13 protein-coding genes and 1 pseudogene are annotated in these 15963 nt (G+C 63.4%); 11 read left to right on the plus strand and 3 right to left on the minus strand.

Annotated elements, in window-relative coordinates; genetic code table 11:
- Window positions 1-158: 158 nt before the first annotated feature.
- The 3 genes from MAFF_RS19140 (at window position 159) to MAFF_RS19150 (ending at window position 3166) form a co-directional block, all read left to right on the plus strand.
- Window positions 159-1247: a PLP-dependent cysteine synthase family protein gene (locus MAFF_RS19140; protein WP_010912600.1), complete on the plus strand. Its 1089-nt coding sequence runs from the start codon at window positions 159-161 to the stop codon at window positions 1245-1247.
- Between the two features lie 13 nt (window positions 1248-1260).
- On the plus strand, window positions 1261-2742 hold the full coding sequence (locus MAFF_RS19145; RefSeq protein ID WP_044548571.1) for a pyridoxal phosphate-dependent decarboxylase family protein: 1482 nt from the start codon (window positions 1261-1263) through the stop codon (window positions 2740-2742).
- A gap of 67 nt (window positions 2743-2809) precedes the next feature.
- Window positions 2810-3166 carry a hypothetical protein gene (locus MAFF_RS19150; RefSeq protein WP_044551057.1) on the plus strand — a complete coding sequence of 119 codons (357 nt, stop codon included), beginning with the start codon at window positions 2810-2812 and terminating at the stop codon, window positions 3164-3166.
- A gap of 26 nt (window positions 3167-3192) precedes the next feature.
- Here MAFF_RS19150 and MAFF_RS19155 read toward each other — a convergent pair whose 3' ends face one another.
- Window positions 3193-4701 carry a winged helix-turn-helix domain-containing tetratricopeptide repeat protein gene (locus tag MAFF_RS19155; protein WP_010912603.1) on the minus strand — a complete coding sequence of 503 codons (1509 nt, stop codon included), beginning with the start codon at window positions 4699-4701 and terminating at the stop codon, window positions 3193-3195.
- Window positions 4702-4939: 238 nt separating this feature from the next.
- On the opposite strand from MAFF_RS19155, the gene MAFF_RS19160 reads away from it, so the two are divergent.
- From MAFF_RS19160 to MAFF_RS19185, 6 genes are all read left to right on the plus strand, one after another.
- Window positions 4940-5188, plus strand: coding sequence for a DUF1127 domain-containing protein (locus MAFF_RS19160; RefSeq protein ID WP_044551059.1), 249 nt, complete (start codon window positions 4940-4942; stop codon window positions 5186-5188).
- 144 nt (window positions 5189-5332) lie between these two features.
- Window positions 5333-5704 (plus strand): hypothetical protein, encoded by a 372-nt coding sequence (locus MAFF_RS19165; protein WP_019862338.1) that lies wholly within the window; start codon window positions 5333-5335, stop codon window positions 5702-5704.
- Window positions 5705-5813: 109 nt separating this feature from the next.
- Window positions 5814-6440, plus strand: coding sequence for a CDGSH iron-sulfur domain-containing protein (locus tag MAFF_RS19170; protein ID WP_010912606.1), 627 nt, complete (start codon window positions 5814-5816; stop codon window positions 6438-6440).
- Between the two features lie 58 nt (window positions 6441-6498).
- Window positions 6499-6801: a cupredoxin domain-containing protein gene (locus MAFF_RS19175; protein ID WP_010912607.1), complete on the plus strand. Its 303-nt coding sequence runs from the start codon at window positions 6499-6501 to the stop codon at window positions 6799-6801.
- Window positions 6802-6978: 177 nt separating this feature from the next.
- Window positions 6979-9021, plus strand: coding sequence for a hydantoinase/oxoprolinase family protein (locus tag MAFF_RS19180; RefSeq protein ID WP_010912608.1), 2043 nt, complete (start codon window positions 6979-6981; stop codon window positions 9019-9021).
- A gap of 388 nt (window positions 9022-9409) precedes the next feature.
- Window positions 9410-11575 carry a malate synthase G gene (locus MAFF_RS19185; RefSeq protein ID WP_010912609.1) on the plus strand — a complete coding sequence of 722 codons (2166 nt, stop codon included), beginning with the start codon at window positions 9410-9412 and terminating at the stop codon, window positions 11573-11575.
- A gap of 427 nt (window positions 11576-12002) precedes the next feature.
- On the opposite strand, the gene MAFF_RS39155 is transcribed toward MAFF_RS19185, so the two are convergent.
- Complete coding sequence (locus MAFF_RS39155) at window positions 12003-12521, minus strand: hypothetical protein (protein ID WP_129468781.1); 519 nt, start codon at window positions 12519-12521, stop codon at window positions 12003-12005.
- 940 nt (window positions 12522-13461) lie between these two features.
- Here MAFF_RS39155 and MAFF_RS19195 point away from each other — a divergent pair.
- Together MAFF_RS19195 and MAFF_RS19200 are read left to right on the plus strand one after the other, a co-directional pair.
- Window positions 13462-14046, plus strand: a complete 585-nt coding sequence (locus tag MAFF_RS19195) for a DUF308 domain-containing protein (RefSeq protein WP_010912610.1) — start codon at window positions 13462-13464, stop codon at window positions 14044-14046.
- A 153-nt stretch (window positions 14047-14199) separates the two neighbouring features.
- The gene (locus MAFF_RS19200) at window positions 14200-14787 is read left to right on the plus strand and encodes a TetR/AcrR family transcriptional regulator (RefSeq protein ID WP_010912611.1); all 588 of its coding nucleotides are present in this window, start codon (window positions 14200-14202) and stop codon (window positions 14785-14787) included.
- Between the two features lie 164 nt (window positions 14788-14951).
- Here MAFF_RS19200 and MAFF_RS19205 read toward each other — a convergent pair.
- Window positions 14952-15854 (minus strand): annotated as a pseudogene (locus MAFF_RS19205) (YifB family Mg chelatase-like AAA ATPase); the annotation flags it as partial.
- Between the last annotated feature and the right edge of the window lie 109 nt (window positions 15855-15963).

A 15963-nucleotide genomic window follows, 5' to 3' on the forward strand; every position in this document is an offset into this window, starting at 1 on the left:
CGTGACACGGCGCATCCGGGGCGAATTTCGCGCCGGGTACCGTCATTGCCGCATCGTCGGCATGTCAGTCCTAGCGCGGCCATGTCTCGAAACCTCGCCGCCCAAGCCGCCGGTTTGTAACCGGCCTGTGAAGACGAACACGATCGAGGAGATCAAACATGTTGAATCGACAGAAAATCAGGACCACCGCCGGGCGCGGCCGCCTGTTCGACAGCATTCTCGACACCGTCGGCGACACGCCGGTGATCCGCGTCAACAATCTCGGGCCGGCCCATGCGACGGTCTACGTCAAGGCCGAGTTCTTCAACCCCGCCGCCTCGGTCAAGGACCGGCTGGCGCTCAACATCATCGAGGAGGGCGAGCGCAGCGGTGCGTTGAAGCCCGGCCAGACGGTGGTCGAGGCCACCAGTGGCAACACCGGCATTGGGCTGGCCATGGTCTGCGCGCAAAAGGGCTATCCGCTGGTCGTCACCATGGCCGACAGCTTTTCCGTCGAGCGCCGCAAGCTGATGCGCATGCTGGGCGCCAAGGTGGTGCTGACGCCGCGCGCCGAAAAGGGTTTTGGCATGTACAAGAAGGCGGTGGAGCTGGCCGAGGCCAATGGCTGGTTCCTCGCCCGCCAGTTCGAGACCGCCGCCAACGCCGCCATCCACGAGGCGACCACGGCGCGCGAGATCATCAATGATTTCGCCGGCTCGCGGCTCGACTGCTTCGTCACCGGCTACGGCACCGGCGGCACCGTCGTCGGCGTGGCGCGTGTGCTGCGCCGCGAGCGGCCGGACACCCGCATCGTGCTCTCCGAACCGGCCAATGCGCAGCTCATTGGCAGCGGCAAGGCACAGCAGCGCGGTGCCCATGGCGCCCCTGCCGCCAGCCATCCGGCCTTCGAGCCGCATCCGATCCAGGGCTGGACGCCGGACTTCATCCCCAATGTGCTGCAAGAGGCGATCGACGCCAGCCTCTATGACGAGGTGATGCCGATTGCCGGGCCCGAAGGCATCAAATGGGCCAAGGCACTGGCTCAGAAGGAGGGCATCTTTACCGGAATTTCCGGCGGCGCCACCTTCGCCGTGGCACGGCAGGTCGCGGAAAAGGCGCCGGCCGGATCGGTGATCCTGTGCATGCTGCCCGACACCGGCGAGCGCTACATGTCGACGCCGCTGTTCGACGGCATCGAGGCCGAGATGGATGCCGAGGAGATGGCGCTGTCGCGCTCGACGCCCGGCGGCCAGTTCCCGGCGGCTTGACGGGAGCCCGGTCATGGACATCGCGCAGGAAACCGTCGGCACCGAGGAAACGCTCGACCCCGCCGACTGGGCCGCAGTGCAAGCCCTGTCGCACCAGGTCATCGACGATGCCGTCGACTATCTCAGCGACATCAGGGACCGCCCGGCCTGGCGCGAGATGCCGGCGGAGGTGCGAGAAGCCTTCGCGGCACCTCTGCCGCGATCGCCGGTGCCGCTGGCCGCCGTCTATGACGAGGTCTCGCGCACGGTGATGTCCTATCCGATGGGCAACATCCATCCGCGATTCTGGGCCTGGTATATGGGGTCGAGCAACTTCACCGGCGCGCTCGGCGACTTCCTGGCGGCAATCCAGGGTTCCAACCTCGGCGGCGGCAACCACGCCGCCGGGCTGATGGACAGCCAGGTGGTCAACTGGTGCAAGCAGATGCTGGGCTTTCCGGCTTCCGCCTCCGGCACGCTGGTCAGCGGCGGCTCGATGGCCAACGTGATCGGCCTGACCGTGGCGCGCAACGCCAAGGCCGGCATCGACGTGCGCGAGCACGGCGTCGCGGCGATCGAAAAGCCGCTGCGCTTCTATGGCTCGGACCAGATCCATTCCTGCCACCGCAAGGCAATGGAAGCACTTGGCCTCGGCAACCGGGCGCTGCGGCGCATCCCGACGGATGCCGACCTGCGCATCGACATACCGGCCTTGCGCGCGGCGATCGTTGAGGACCGCGAAGCCGGTTTCAAGCCGGCCTGCGTCATCGGCAATGCCGGCACGGTCAACACCGGCGCGATCGACGATTTGCGGGCGCTTGCCAAACTCGCGCATGAGGAAGGCCTATGGTTCCATGTCGATGGCTGCATCGGCGCGCTGATCGCGATCGCCCCCGACAATGCGCATCGCGTTGCCGGCATCGAATGGGCGGATTCCGTCGCGCTCGATCCGCACAAATGGCTGCATGCCCCGTTCGAGGTCGGCTGCGCCCTGGTCAGGGATGCCGTCGCCCACCGCCGGACCTTCGCGGTGACGCCGGAATATCTGGAATCGACGCCGCGCGGCCTTGCCTCCGGCGAATGGCTGCACGATTACGGCCTGCAGACGTCGCGCGGCTTTCGCGCGCTGAAAGTCTGGATGGCGCTGAAGGAACATGGTGTCGACAAATTCGGCCGCCTGATCGACCAGAACATCGCGCAAGCCTCCTATCTCGCCGGGGTGGTCGAGGCCGAGCCGCTGATGGAGCTGGCGACGTCGCCGACCATCAACATCGTCTGCTTCCGCTACCAGCCCGGCGTCACCGGCGAGGCGCTGAAGGTGCTCAACACCGAGATCATGCTGCGGCTGCAGGAACAGGGCATCGCCGTCCTTTCCGACACTACCGTGCATGGCGAACACTGGCTGCGCGTGGCGATCGCCAACCACCGCACAAGGCGCGAGGACCTCGACCTTCTGGTCGAGGAAACGGTGCGGTTGGGACGTGAGATCGCAGCAGAAGGCTCCCCCCGGAAATAGTTCCAAAAGCGAGCGACAGGCATGGGCGGCCATGCGATTCTGCGGCGGTGATTCGGGAGGTCCGACCGTGACGCTGTTTCGTATGGCCGTGCTCGCGGCGCTGGTCTGCACGACCTCGGCCGAGGCCGCCGACATGGCCTTCTTCGTCAAGAACCTGCGCAAGGAAGGGGTTGCGGTCGAGCTGTTCAGCCGCGACCGCGAGACGGTCTGGCCGGGCAACGGCAAGGTGTTCCTGATCGACCCGAATTCCCAGAAATCGGTGCCGCTTTCCTGCAATTCGGGCGAGCGCATCTGCTATGGCGCCTGGGTCGACGGCAATGACCGGATTTCGGCCGGCGTCGGGCCTGACAACGACCAGCCTTGCGACAATTGCTGCTTCATCTGCGTGGAACACACCACCGAGACGATCGATCTGGTGCCGTGATTGGCGCTTCCGCATAGGAGGTCACGTCAGTCCGGAAGACCAGCCTTGCGAAAACCGTCGACGAAATGATCGCGCATCGCGTCGTCGCGGAATGGCTCCGTCCAGACCCAGTAACTGGTCGTGAAATGCGGGTTGCCGATGAGGAACATTTCGACCTCGGCGCGCGCCTCGTCGAGCCGGCCGAGTTGCGCCAGGCTCGCCGCCAGGAAGCGGCGTGAGCTCGTCCGGTAGGTCTCCTCCCGGCGCAAGGTCTCGACGGCGGCTTCGTAATCGCGCGCCGCATATTGCGCCTCGCCGAGCGTCAGATAGTACCAGCTTGCCGGATAGGGATTGAGCCGGAACGCCTTGCGGATGTGCTCGAGGCCTTCCTCGACCCGTCCGGCCAGCACCGCTATGTCGGACAATGTCGCCCAGGCGTCGGCCTCGTTCGGGTCGAGTTCGAACGCTTTGGCGAATTCGGCTTCCGACTCTTCGAAACTGTGCTCATAGGCAAGCAGGTTGCCGAGCACCCAACGGCAGCCGGCATCGTTGGGGTCGATCGCCACGGCCTTGCGCGCCAGTTCCAGAGCGATGCGACGGTTGGGGTCGACCGGCTCGCCCCAATGCACCCATCCCATCCAATGGTTCATGGCAAGCCAGCGATGAGCCTCGGCGTACTCCGGATCGAGGGACACCGCGCGCGTCAGCAACAGATGCGCTTCGCGTGCCGTCTGCGGGGATTCTTCGATCAGCTTGCGCGCCCGCACGCACAGATCGTAGGCCTCGAGATTTGTCGGCCGGTTGCGTGGCGGCGGCGCCCGCAGCCGGCCGAGCAGCGCCTCCACGATCTTGGCCGTGGCCTCGTCCTGAACGGCAAAGATATCGTCCAGGCCGCGATCGAAGCGTTCGGCCCACAGATGCTCGCCGCTCTTGGCGTCGACCAGCTGTGCGTTGATGCGCACGCGCCCCGCGGCGCGCCTGGCACTGCCCTCCAGGAGATAGCGCACGCCAAGCTCCTCGGCGATCGCGCGCACGTCCATCGCCTTGCCCTTGTAGGCAAAGGTCGAGTTGCGCGCGATGACGAACAGGCCCGGGGCCCTGGACAGGTCGGTGATCAAATCTTCGGTCAACCCGTCGGCGAAGGCCTCCTGCTCGGGGTCGTTGCTGAGATTGACGAAAGGCAGCACCGCTATCGATGGTTTGTCGGGCAGCGGCAAGGGTTTACGCTTCGCCCGGTCGAGCTGTTCGATGGCGCCCGTGAAGCGGTAGCCGACGCGCGGAACCGTCGATATCCATTCGCCACCGTCGGCGGGCGGACCAAGCAGCTTGCGCAACTGCGCGATCTGGACGGTGAGGTTGCCTTCCTCGACCGCCGTCCCCGGCCATGCCGCGTCCATCAGCTCGGCTTTCTCCAGGATTTCGCCGGGTCGTCCGACGAGCGCGGCAAGCAGCTTCAGCCCGCGATAGCCGACGGCAACGGGATCGTCGTTCCGAAGCAGCGTTCCCGCACCCGGATCAAGCACGAACGGACCAAAGGCAAAGCGCGATCCCTGCATAGGCGCATCTATAGAGCAATTCCGGGAAAAGTGTGAGGCGGGTTCACCGGGAAAAGCGCGTAGCGTCTCCCCCAGGGAATGACGCCAAAACAACGCGTTAGGGCCTGTTTGGAACTTTTGAGAACTATTTGGCAGGGCTTAATTACGGCGCCCTCCATATCCGGCAGAATTCAACCTCGTTCAGATCAAAGGCAGCCCATTCCCAAGCCTGTGGGCGCCAAACCATATGGAGGTTGTCATGACCAATATCTTTGCATCGGCCCCGCATCAGGCAGTGCGGCGGGGAATGTGTGTGGGGCAGACATCGCGCCGGCGCTACAGCCTTGCGAGCCTGCGGAACACCATCGCAGCCTGGCGTCAACAGACACGCAATCGCTGGGACCTCAAGCGGATCTCGGAAGTCAATCCGCATCTGATCGACGATATAGGTTTGACCAGGCGGCAGGTCGATGAAGAGATCGCCAAGCTGCCGTTCTGGCAACGATAGGGCGAAGCCCGCAATGACGCCGGTTCGTCGTTTAGCTCCTGCGATTATATCAGGGATTGTCGCCATCATCCCTTTAGCATCGGCCCCCGTCATGGCATGATAACCCGATCGGCCGTGGGGGCCGATTCTTCATCGGGGGTTTCCATGTCTTTCATACCAGCGCGCCGGCTTGCCGCCGCGTTTTCTCTCGCCATCCTGTTTGCACCAGCCGCTCATGCCGGCGACGTCACCTTTGCCATCAAGAACAGCCATCCCAACGCCATGCGCCTTGAGCTCTACAGCCAGGACCGCGACTATGTCTGGCCGGGCAACGGCAAGGATTTCTATCTCGATGACGGCGAGACCAAGTCCTTGCCGATCTCCTGCAATGAGGGCGAATCGATCTGCTACGGCGCCTGGGTCGATGGCGACGAGGGCACCTATTGGGGCGTCGGCCCCGGCAACAAGGAAAAATGCGAAGATTGCTGCTACACCTGCAGCGGCGGCGAGACCGAGGAGATCAATCTCGTCCCCTGACCGGTTTGCCAGCTTGACGGTCTCCCCCATGGGAGCGATAGCCTGTGCCGATACCCAAAGCGCGCCGCGTCTCTAGCCGCGACGCGCCCCAGGCAAGAGGAGCACGGCAATGGCAGGCACGGTCGAGGGCGAGAAGATCGACGTCGGTTTTGCCGGCAAGCGCTGCATCCACTCGCGCAATTGCGTGCTCGGTGACCCGCATGTCTTCGTGCCCAACGCGCCGGGGCAATGGATCCATCCCGACGCGGCCAGTGTCGAGAAGATCGTTGCCATCGCCGAAAGCTGTCCGTCCGGCGCCATCACCTATGTCAGGAAGGATGGCGGGCCGCAGGAACAGCCGCCGGTGGTCAACACCGTGCGGCTGCGCGAAAACGGCCCGCTCGCCGTGCACGCCGAGATCGTGCTCGACGGCGAAACCTTCTATCGCGCCACGCTGTGCCGCTGCGGCGCGTCGGAAAACAAGCCGTTCTGCGACGGCAGCCACGGCAAGGCCGGCTTCACCGCCACCGGCGAACCGGCGCTGAAGGACGCGCCGGCGCTAGAAGCGCGCAATGGCCCATTGAAAGTGACGCCGACCACCAACGGCCCGCTCAAGCTCGAAGGCAATGTCGAGATCGTCACCGGCACCGGCCACACGATCGACCGCACGCAACGCACCTTCCTCTGCCGCTGCGGTCACTCGGCCAACAAGCCGTTTTGCGATGGGTCGCATAAGAAGATCGGCTTCGTGGCATAAAAGGCCGTTCGCCAGCGTTAGTGTAGGATGAGGGTTCGCGCTCAGGAGGAAATCCATCATGCGCACCATGCTCGTTCTTGCTCTGCTTGCCTTTGCCATGCCCGCCTATGCCGCCAATCATGCCGTCCAGATCAAGGGCATGAAATTTAACCCGTCGAAAATCTCGGTCGCCGTTGGCGATACCATCACTTTCACCAATGCCGACTCGATGACGCACACCGCCACCGCGCTCGATGGCTCCTTCGACACCGGCCATCTCGCCACTGGCAAGAGCGCCAAGGTCAAGGTATCGGCTGCCGGCGCACATCCATTCCATTGTGCGATCCACAGCTCGATGAAGGGCATTGTCACGGCCAAATAGCGGCATCCTCGCCAGAGGGTCCCTGCCGTTGCGGTCAAAGCCGCCGATCTCCTCCCAGGGGGAGGATCGGGGCTCTTATTGCGGTCATCGCGTGTTGGCCCAGCGCTCGCGGCTTTATCGGCTGGCCGCGATAGGCTAAGGGCGGGGAAGCAAAATTCCCCACCGCCCGGACCGCCAATGACCGCCAAGACCAAGCCAAAACCCCTGTTCCTCGGCATCGACACCGGTGGCACCTACACCGATGCCGTGCTGTGGTCCGAGACGGAAGGCCCGCAGCACGGGCCGAACAAGGGCAAGGTGCTGGCCAAGGCCAAGGCGCTGACGACACGGCATGATCTCGCCGTCGGCATTTCCGGCGCGGTCGACGCGGTGCTGGAAAAATCCGGCACCGATCCGGCCGCGATCAAGCTGGTCTCGATGTCGACGACGCTCGCCACCAATGCGCTGGTCGAGGGCCAGGGTGGCCGTGTCGCGCTCGTCATGATCGGCTTTTCCGAAGTCGACCTCGCCCGCGACGGGTTGAAGACCGCGCTCGGCACCGATCCGGTGGTGTTTTGCCCGGGCGGCCACGATGTCCACGGCAATGCCGCCAGGCTTGATTTGTCAGGGCTGGAAGCGGCCCTGCCGGAACTCGGCGCCTCGGTGTCCGGCTTTGCCGTCTGCGCCTATTTCGCCACCCGCAACCCGGCGCATGAGATCGCCGCCCGCGAACTGATCCGTGACAGAACCGGCCTGCCGGTCACCGCGAGCCACGAACTGTCAGCCAAGCTCGGCGGCCCGCGCCGGGCGCTGACCACGCTGCTCAATGCCCGGCTGATTTCGATGATCGACCGGCTGGTGGCCGCGACAGAAGGGTTTTTGCAAGCCCGCAACATCGCCGCCCCCCTGATGGTGGTGCGCGGCGACGGCGCGCTGGTCTCGGCGGCGTTCGCTCGCCAGCGGCCGATCGAGACCATCCTCTCCGGTCCGGCGGCCAGCCTGGTCGGCGCCCGTCACATGACCGGGCTCGAGAATGCCGTGGTCTCCGACATTGGCGGCACCACCACCGACGTCGCCGTGCTCGACCAGGGCCGGCCGCGGCTTGATCCCGAGGGCGCCACCGTCGGCGGCTTCCGCACCATGGTCGAGGCCGTCGCCATGCGCACTTTCGGCCTCGGCGGCGATTCCGAAGTGGCGCTGGAAGATGGCGCGCTCAACCCAAAAATCCTGCTTGGGCCACGCCGCCTGGTGCCGCTGGCGCTGGCCGGCATGGCGCATGGCGAGGCCGTCAAATCGGAACTCGAACGCCAGCTGCGTTCGCCCAATCCCGGCCGCATGGATGGCCGCTTCGCCGTGCGCACCGGCGTGCCGGACAGGCTCGCCGCCGGGCTGACCGCGCCGGAAGCGCGGCTCTACGAGGCGATCGGCGCGACGCCGCTCACCCTCGACAGGCTGCTGACGTCGAATGCCCAGAACGCCACCTTGAACCGGCTGGTCTCGCGCGGGCTGGTGCATATCTGCGGCTTCACCCCGTCGGACGCGGCACACGTGCTGGGCAAGCAGGCCAATTGGGATGCCGCCACCGCCCGCCTCGGCGCCGAGCTGTTCGCCCGCAAGCGCGATGGCCGTGGCCAGCCCATCGCCGCGTCGCCGGAGGTGATCTCGGAGCGCGTGCTGGTGACGCTGACGCGCTGGTCGGCCGAATACATCCTCGAAACCGCCTTCGCCGAGGACGGGCTCGATGGCGCCGCGACGGTGGCGCACGCGCTGGTGCAGCGCGCCGTCGATGCCCATCCCGGCATCGCCCGGCTGAGCGTCGCGCTCGACCGCCCGGTCATCGGCCTCGGCGCCTCGGCGCCGCTGCACTATGCCGGCCTGGCGCCTTTGGTCGGCAATGGCTGCGTGGTGCCCGAGGACACCGATGTCGCCAACGCGCTCGGCGCCGTCGTCGGCCAGGTCAGGGTCTCGGCCGAGGCGCGGGTCAGCCAGCCCAGGGAAGGGTTGTTCCGCCTTGCTTCCGGAGGAACAGTGCGCGATTTCCTCGACGAGGCTGCGGCGATCGCCGCCGCCGAGGCCGATGTGCGGGCCATCGTCGCCGAGCGCGCCCGGGACGCCGGCACCGACAGCGCCGAAATCGACGTCGCGACCGAATTCAAGGTTTCCACGGTCGAAGCCCAGCGCATGTTCATCGAGGCGCATGTGGTGGCGGTGGCCTCGGGACGGCCAAGGATCGCGGTGTAGATTCAGGTGAGGCCGGCCTGCAAATGGCGGCGTCCTGGGCTTCCCCGTTCTACTGCGTCGCAGTAGAACTGAGCTCACGTACCCAAAAGTACGCTCCGCTCCGGTTGTCGGACGCCACCATTTCGACTCGGCCTGACCTGAATCCTGCGCCCTCGTCATCCTAGGGCGGAGCAGGAGCGAAGCGACGTCGCGAAGACCCTAGGATCCATGCCGTGACGTTGGAAGTAGAATGCAACGGTTCAGAACGCGTGCGAAAACAGCACATAGGACGACGAACACTCGGTGCTTCGAACGAGGCCAAAATGCCCGACCTTCACCCTAAGCTGAATTGACCCTGCAACCTCAACATGCCAAACGCCCCGCAAAGCTTTTCATCTGGAGTAGCCTGATGACCGATCGCATCGAGATCGCCGGATTGCGGATTGCCGGCGAGCTGCATGATTTTGTGGCTGGCGAGGCCTTGCCCGGCACCGGCATCGCCGCCGATGCGTTCTGGAGCGGTTTTTCGGCCATCGTCCACGATCTCGCGCCGAAGAACCGGGCGCTGCTCAAAAAACGTGACGCCATGCAGGAAAGGCTCGACGGCTGGTATCGCGACAATGGCGCGCCGGTCGACATGGAGGTCTACAAGAGCTTCCTGAAAGAGATCGGCTATCTCGTTCCCGAAGGGCCGGCCTTCAGCGTGTCGACGGACAATGTCGATCCCGAAATCGCCGTCGTTGCCGGGCCGCAGCTCGTCGTGCCGGTGATGAATGCGCGCTATGCGCTCAATGCCGCCAATGCGCGCTGGGGCTCGCTCTACGACGCCCTCTATGGCACCGATGCCATTCCCGAGACCGGCGGCGCGGAAAAGGGCAAGGGCTTCAACCCGGCGCGCGGCGCCAAGGTCATCGCCTGGGCCAAGGATTTTCTCGACCAGTCGGTGCCGCTCACCTCGGGCAAATGGGCTGGGGTGAACGGCCTGTCAGTGGCGCATGGCGCGCTGAAGCTTGGCGCCGGCGCCGGCGGCACCACGCTGGCCGACCCCAGGCAATTCGCCGGCTATCGCGGCGATGCCGCCAACCCCGATGCCGTGCTGCTGGTGAAGAACGGGTTGCACATCGAGATCGTCGTCGACCGCAACAACCAGATCGGCCGCACCGACCCCGCCGGCATTGCCGACGTCATCCTGGAATCGGCGCTGACCACCATCCAGGACTGCGAGGATTCGGTCGCGGCGGTGGATGCGCAGGACAAGGTCGTCGTCTACCGCAACTGGCTCGGCCTGATGAAAGGCGACCTCGCCGAAGAGATCTCCAAGGCTGGCCGGAGTTTCGTCCGCAAGCTCAACGCCGACCGCGCCTACACGGCGCCCGCCGGCGGCCAGATCACCGTTCCCGGCCGCTCGCTGATGCTGGTCAGGAATGTCGGCCACCTGATGACCAATCCGGCAATCCTGGACCGCGACGGCAACGAAGTGCCGGAAGGCATCATGGATGCCGCGCTGACGGCGCTGATCGCGCTGCACGATGTCGGGCCGGAGGGCCGCCGCGCCAATTCCCGCGCCGGCTCGATGTATGTGGTGAAGCCCAAGATGCACGGGCCGGAGGAAGTCGCCTTCGCCGTCGAGATCTTCGACCGCGTCGAGGCGCTGCTCGGGATGCCCAGGAATACCATCAAGATGGGCATCATGGACGAGGAGCGGCGCACCACCGTCAACCTCAAGGAAGCGATCCGTGCCGCGCGCGAGCGCGTGGTGTTCATCAACACCGGCTTCCTCGACCGCACCGGCGACGAGATCCACACCTCGATGGAAGCCGGCCCGATGATCCGCAAGGGCGACATGAAGCAGGCCGCCTGGATTTCCGCCTATGAGGCGTGGAATGTCGACACCGGGCTTGAATGCGGGCTGGCCGGCCACGCCCAGATCGGCAAGGGCATGTGGGCGATGCCGGATCTGATGGCGGCGATGCTGGAACAGAAGATCGCCCACCCCAAGGCCGGCGCCAACACCGCCTGGGTGCCGTCGCCGACGGCGGCGACGCTGCACGCCACGCACTATCACAAGGTCGACGTGCATGCCGTGCAGGCGGCGCTGAAGAGCCGGCCGAAGGCGAAACTCGACGACATCTTGTCGGTGCCGGTCGCCGTGCGGCCGAACTGGACGCCCGACGAGATCCAACGCGAACTCGACAACAACGCGCAAGGCATTCTCGGCTATGTCGTGCGCTGGATCGACCAGGGCGTCGGCTGCTCGAAAGTGCCCGACATCAACGATGTCGGCCTGATGGAAGACCGCGCCACGCTGCGCATCTCCTCGCAGCACATCGCCAACTGGCTTCGCCACAAAGTGTGTTCGGAGATCCAGGTGCGCGATTCCCTGCAGCGCATGGCGGCAATCGTCGACCGCCAGAATGTCGGCGATCCGCTCTACCGGCCGATGGCGCCGGATTTCGACAAATCCATCGCCTTCCAGGCCGCCTGCGACCTGGTGTTCAAGGGAACCAGCCAGCCCAACGGCTATACGGAGCCGGTGCTGCACGCGCGGCGGCTGGAGCTGAAGGCGCAGAGATAGGAGATCGGGTAGCCAGCTAAGCATCTGCCGCGTCGAACCGCAGAAAGGAGAATTTCCTTAACGATGCGAAATAGCTGTTGATAGTTGATCGCTGACAAATATCCGTGGATGGAGTAGGCCTACTTTGGTTTACAAATAACTACAAAAAGCTCATAGCCGCACCGGTTCCCAGCGCTAGAACTGTTGCGTATTATAATATAATCTTGGCCTTCGATTGGCTCGGGACGATCAACGCGAGAGCAGATAGTATTTGCGAATTGTTTCGGAGTCGCCCCGCACCCGGCGAATAGATCGTGCTCTCGGCACTCGCTCTCATATTGGCCTATACAAAGCCTTACTGTTTGTGCCCAGGCAGGTAAGCACAGCGGCGCCGTGAAAAAAGCCGCCACAACCACTGTCAAAATTGTCGCTTGGCGAAGCATGGTCGCTACCTCAGAAAATCTAGGGGGCGAAAATCCTTGCAATCTTTTTTTATAGGCTGGGGCTTTGGTTCGACGTTATCACTAACATCTATAATTAATTCACAAAGACCGGTCACATCCGTAACATGATAACTCCGCAAATCATCGCGGACGTCGATTTTATACCTGAGATTTCCCGTATGATCAGCTTCAATCATAGGGTCATAGCCATCCGCCAGCGAGCCATCATACGAGAAATCTCTGTCCTTGATACGAAACTTGATCTTAACTCCTGTTATCGTGCCAGTCCTATCGCCAAGGTTGGTCGCTGTCAGGAAAAGCCCCCCTTGATCGTCGTCTCTAGCAAATGCAACGTCCAGCCGAGCGTTGCCTGATTCCCACCAGCGCCAAAGACCCGGGACGACAGACCCAGTTACGGTAATAAGCGATATCAAAAGAGCCAAAACAGTTGAGCTGACAGAGACCCGATCGTACCAGTTCTGATAGGTGTCACATTTGGTGCATTTTATTGCTACTTTGGGCATTGTCGCGCCACAAGTGGCACAAGGCTTTGTCAGTGTTTGTCTGGGGAAGTCACCAACTGGCATGGCGCAAGACCGAGGCCGAACTGTGGGTTCACATCCCACTTCTATTGCCACAACAGCCTCCAGATTGTAAACTGTTTAAGATTTGTTTGGGGGCTCAAAGGGTGGATAACCGGTACTCTACGCCGTCGATACCGTTGTTTTTGGTGGTGTCGCTGCTGATGCCATTCGGTTGCAGCGACGCCAGAGGTGATGACCATGTAATCTGCATCGGAAAGTATAGAAAAAATTGCCCGTCCCCTCCACAATTGGACGGCTTCTATACTTGCGGCCTTACGAGGGACGAGGTAGCGGCCAAAATATGTACAGAAACGTTGCCTGATGGAACAAAAAAGCAGCACGGTTTTTCAACGATTGACGTAAATAGTGAGTCGGGGTCCCCCTGTAATTACGATGTATTTAGAGTGATTTGCTCGAATTAAATTTCAGTGGGTCGTAGGCCGCGAGGGCGGAAGTGAGCGATGATGACGCACCAAGTCGCTAGTCGAGGCCGTCTGTCAGTAGGTATGGCATAGCTCGCCACGCAGGCAGCAATCTCAATTCAGCCCAGCGTGCCCACGGCGGTCTTCCTCGCCCGAAATCTTGCTGGACGCTACCTCCTCGAGGCCCTCGCGGAACATGATCAGGAGTGGTACCAGCATTGTCTGTCTAGCCGCGCCGGGAGAGGCCTGCAAAGGCCGCGCCCGCGTGAAGGCGCCGCTCAAGGCAGACCGAAAACCCGTGGAAAGCAGTCACCTTTTGTCTTGGCGCCTGCGCACGCACAAGCCAGCCCCGATCACGTAAATGGAATGTCAAGGTGACCGGCAATCGGTCTTAGGCGCCTTGACGGTCGAGTAGCTACCTACTAGTTGGTAGGAAGTTGAAACGAGAGGTCCCCATCATGCCCGGACAAATGAATGATCAGAGCCCGTCATCAAACGGTTGGCTCAAAAGCTATTATTACCTGCGGTTTGCCGTATCGGCCGCCTGGGTGGCGGCGGCTTTCACCGTCGCGAAAAGCAGCCCGCCGCTCGCTGCCGCCATGCTGGTTGCCTACCCTGCATGGGACGCGCTCGCGAATTACATCGACGCCCGGCGTACCGGCGGGCTCGGCCGCAACAAGTCGCAATTGCTGAACTTCGCCGTCAGCATCGCCGCCACGATCGCGGTCGCCATCGCGCTTGGTCACAGCATGAACGCGGTGCTCTCGGTCTACGGCGTCTGGGCCGTTGTCTCCGGCGTGTTTCAGCTCCTCACCGCGGCGCGGCGCTGGAAAACCAACGGTGCGCAATGGCCGATGATCCTGAGCGGCGCCCAATCGGCGCTGGCAGGTCTCTTCTTCGTCAAGATGGCCGGCGGCACCGAGAACATTGGCATCGCCAATGTCGCGCCCTATGCCGCGTTCGGCGCCTTCTACTTCCTCGTGTCCGCTTTATGGCTATCGGTCAGCGACATCCTTCGCAAGTCACCACGGGTCGCAAGCTAGGGCAACGCTGGGGAAAATATGAACGGTTGGGCTCGGCGACTTCGCAGTAGCCTCCGTCCGGAATTGCATCAAAACAAAGAGTTGGAGCGGGTCAACGTTTGCGTGGAAACGGTGACCCGCTAAGGACAGAGGAGCCCTCCGCCGGAGCAAGTCATGAGCAAGCCTTCGAACACCGCCGATGAGATCCTGGCCGCCGCGCGAACCTTCATCGTCGCCGGCGGCTACAATGGCTTCAGCTACGCCGATATCGCCGAGGTGGTTGGCATCCGCAAAGCCAGCATCCATCACCATTTCCCCAGCAAGGTCGACCTGGTGCAGACCCTTCTCAAGCGCTACCTCGAGGATGCCGTCATCGGCTTGGCAGGGCTCGAGCGCGATGTCCCCGGGCCGCCGGAGTTGCTTCGCACCTATGCCGGCATCTGGGCCCGATGCATCGAGGATGCGAGCATGCCGTTCTGCGTCTGCGCGCTGCTTGCCAGCGAGCTGCCGGCCCTTCCGCCGCAGCTTGCCGTGGAAGTCCGGGCGTATTTCCAGTTTCTCTCGGGATGGCTGACTGGCGTCATCGAGCGCGGCGCCGAAAAAGGCACGCTGGTAATTTCCGCATCACCACGCATTGAGGCCGAGGCTTTCATGGCGACCGTGCATGGCGCGATGCTTTCCGCGCGAGCCTATGGCGATGTCTTGACCTTCGGCATGATCCTGACGCCGACGCTGCAGAAGTTGATCCCCGCGACCGACTGATCCGGGCAAAGACGGATCGGTCGGAGAAACGGACCTGGCGTAGCTGCAGATGCCCTTCGACTAAAGCGCGTCACATCGAAACGGATTCATGCGACGCGCTTTAGATCCTCGTTTTTATGCATGTCGTCTTCCCAAAGCCGAGATCACTTTTTGGGCGACATGCATTAGGCCGCCTGCGCCACGCGCTCCGAACTCATGCGATAGGAAATCGCCTCGGCCAGGTGGATGCGGCCGACGGTTTCGCTGGCCTCGAGGTCGGCCAGTGTTCTCGCAACTTTCAAGACGCGGTGATAGGCCCGCGCCGAGAAAGCGAGCTTTTCGCTGGCGTCCTTGAGCAGCGACAGGCCTGACGCGTCGGGCATCGCGATGTTTTCGATGACAGCCGGCGCGCAGTGCGCGTTGGTGGTGGCGCTGGTTACGCCGAGCCGTTCAAAACGCTCGCGCTGCAGGGTGCGGGCGCGTGCGACGCGCAGCGCCACATCAGCACTCTTCTCCGCCCGGTCGGGCCGGATCAGGTCGCTGGCCGAGACCGCCGGCACTTCGATCCGCAGGTCAATGCGGTCGAGCAGCGGACCGGAAATGCGTGCCTGGTAGTCGGTGCGGCAGCGCTCGCCGCGCACGCAGCGATAGCCCGGCTCACCGGCCATGCCGCACCGGCACGGGTTCATCGCCGCCACCAGCTGGATGCGCGCCGGATAGGTGACGCGGTGGTTGGCGCGCGCGATCATGCAGTCGCCCGTCTCCAGCGGCTGGCGCAGCGCATCGAGCGTCTGCGGCGTGAATTCGGGAAACTCGTCGAGGAACAGCACGCCGTGATGCGCGAGCGACACCTCGCCCGGTCGCGCGCGCAACCCGCCGCCGACCATCGCCGCCATCGAGGCCGAATGGTGCGGGGCGCGGAACGGCCGCCGGTCGGTCAGCTTGCCTTCGCCGAGTTCGCCCGCCACCGAGGCGATCATCGAGACTTCGAGCAATTCCTTCGGCGCCAGCGGCGGCAGGATCGACGGCAGCCGCTGCGCCAGCATCGATTTTCCCGATCCGGGCGGCCCGACCATCAGGACATTGTGCCGTATTAAAATATTTAATACTGCACATTCTCAAGATAATGAGCCTATTAAATTAGGACATGGTGGTTGAAACTTAACGTCATTGTGGGATATTAATTCTCCGATCCGG

It is taken from the genome of Mesorhizobium japonicum MAFF 303099, from assembly GCF_000009625.1.
GTDB classification, from domain to species: Bacteria; Pseudomonadota; Alphaproteobacteria; order Rhizobiales; family Rhizobiaceae; genus Mesorhizobium; species Mesorhizobium japonicum.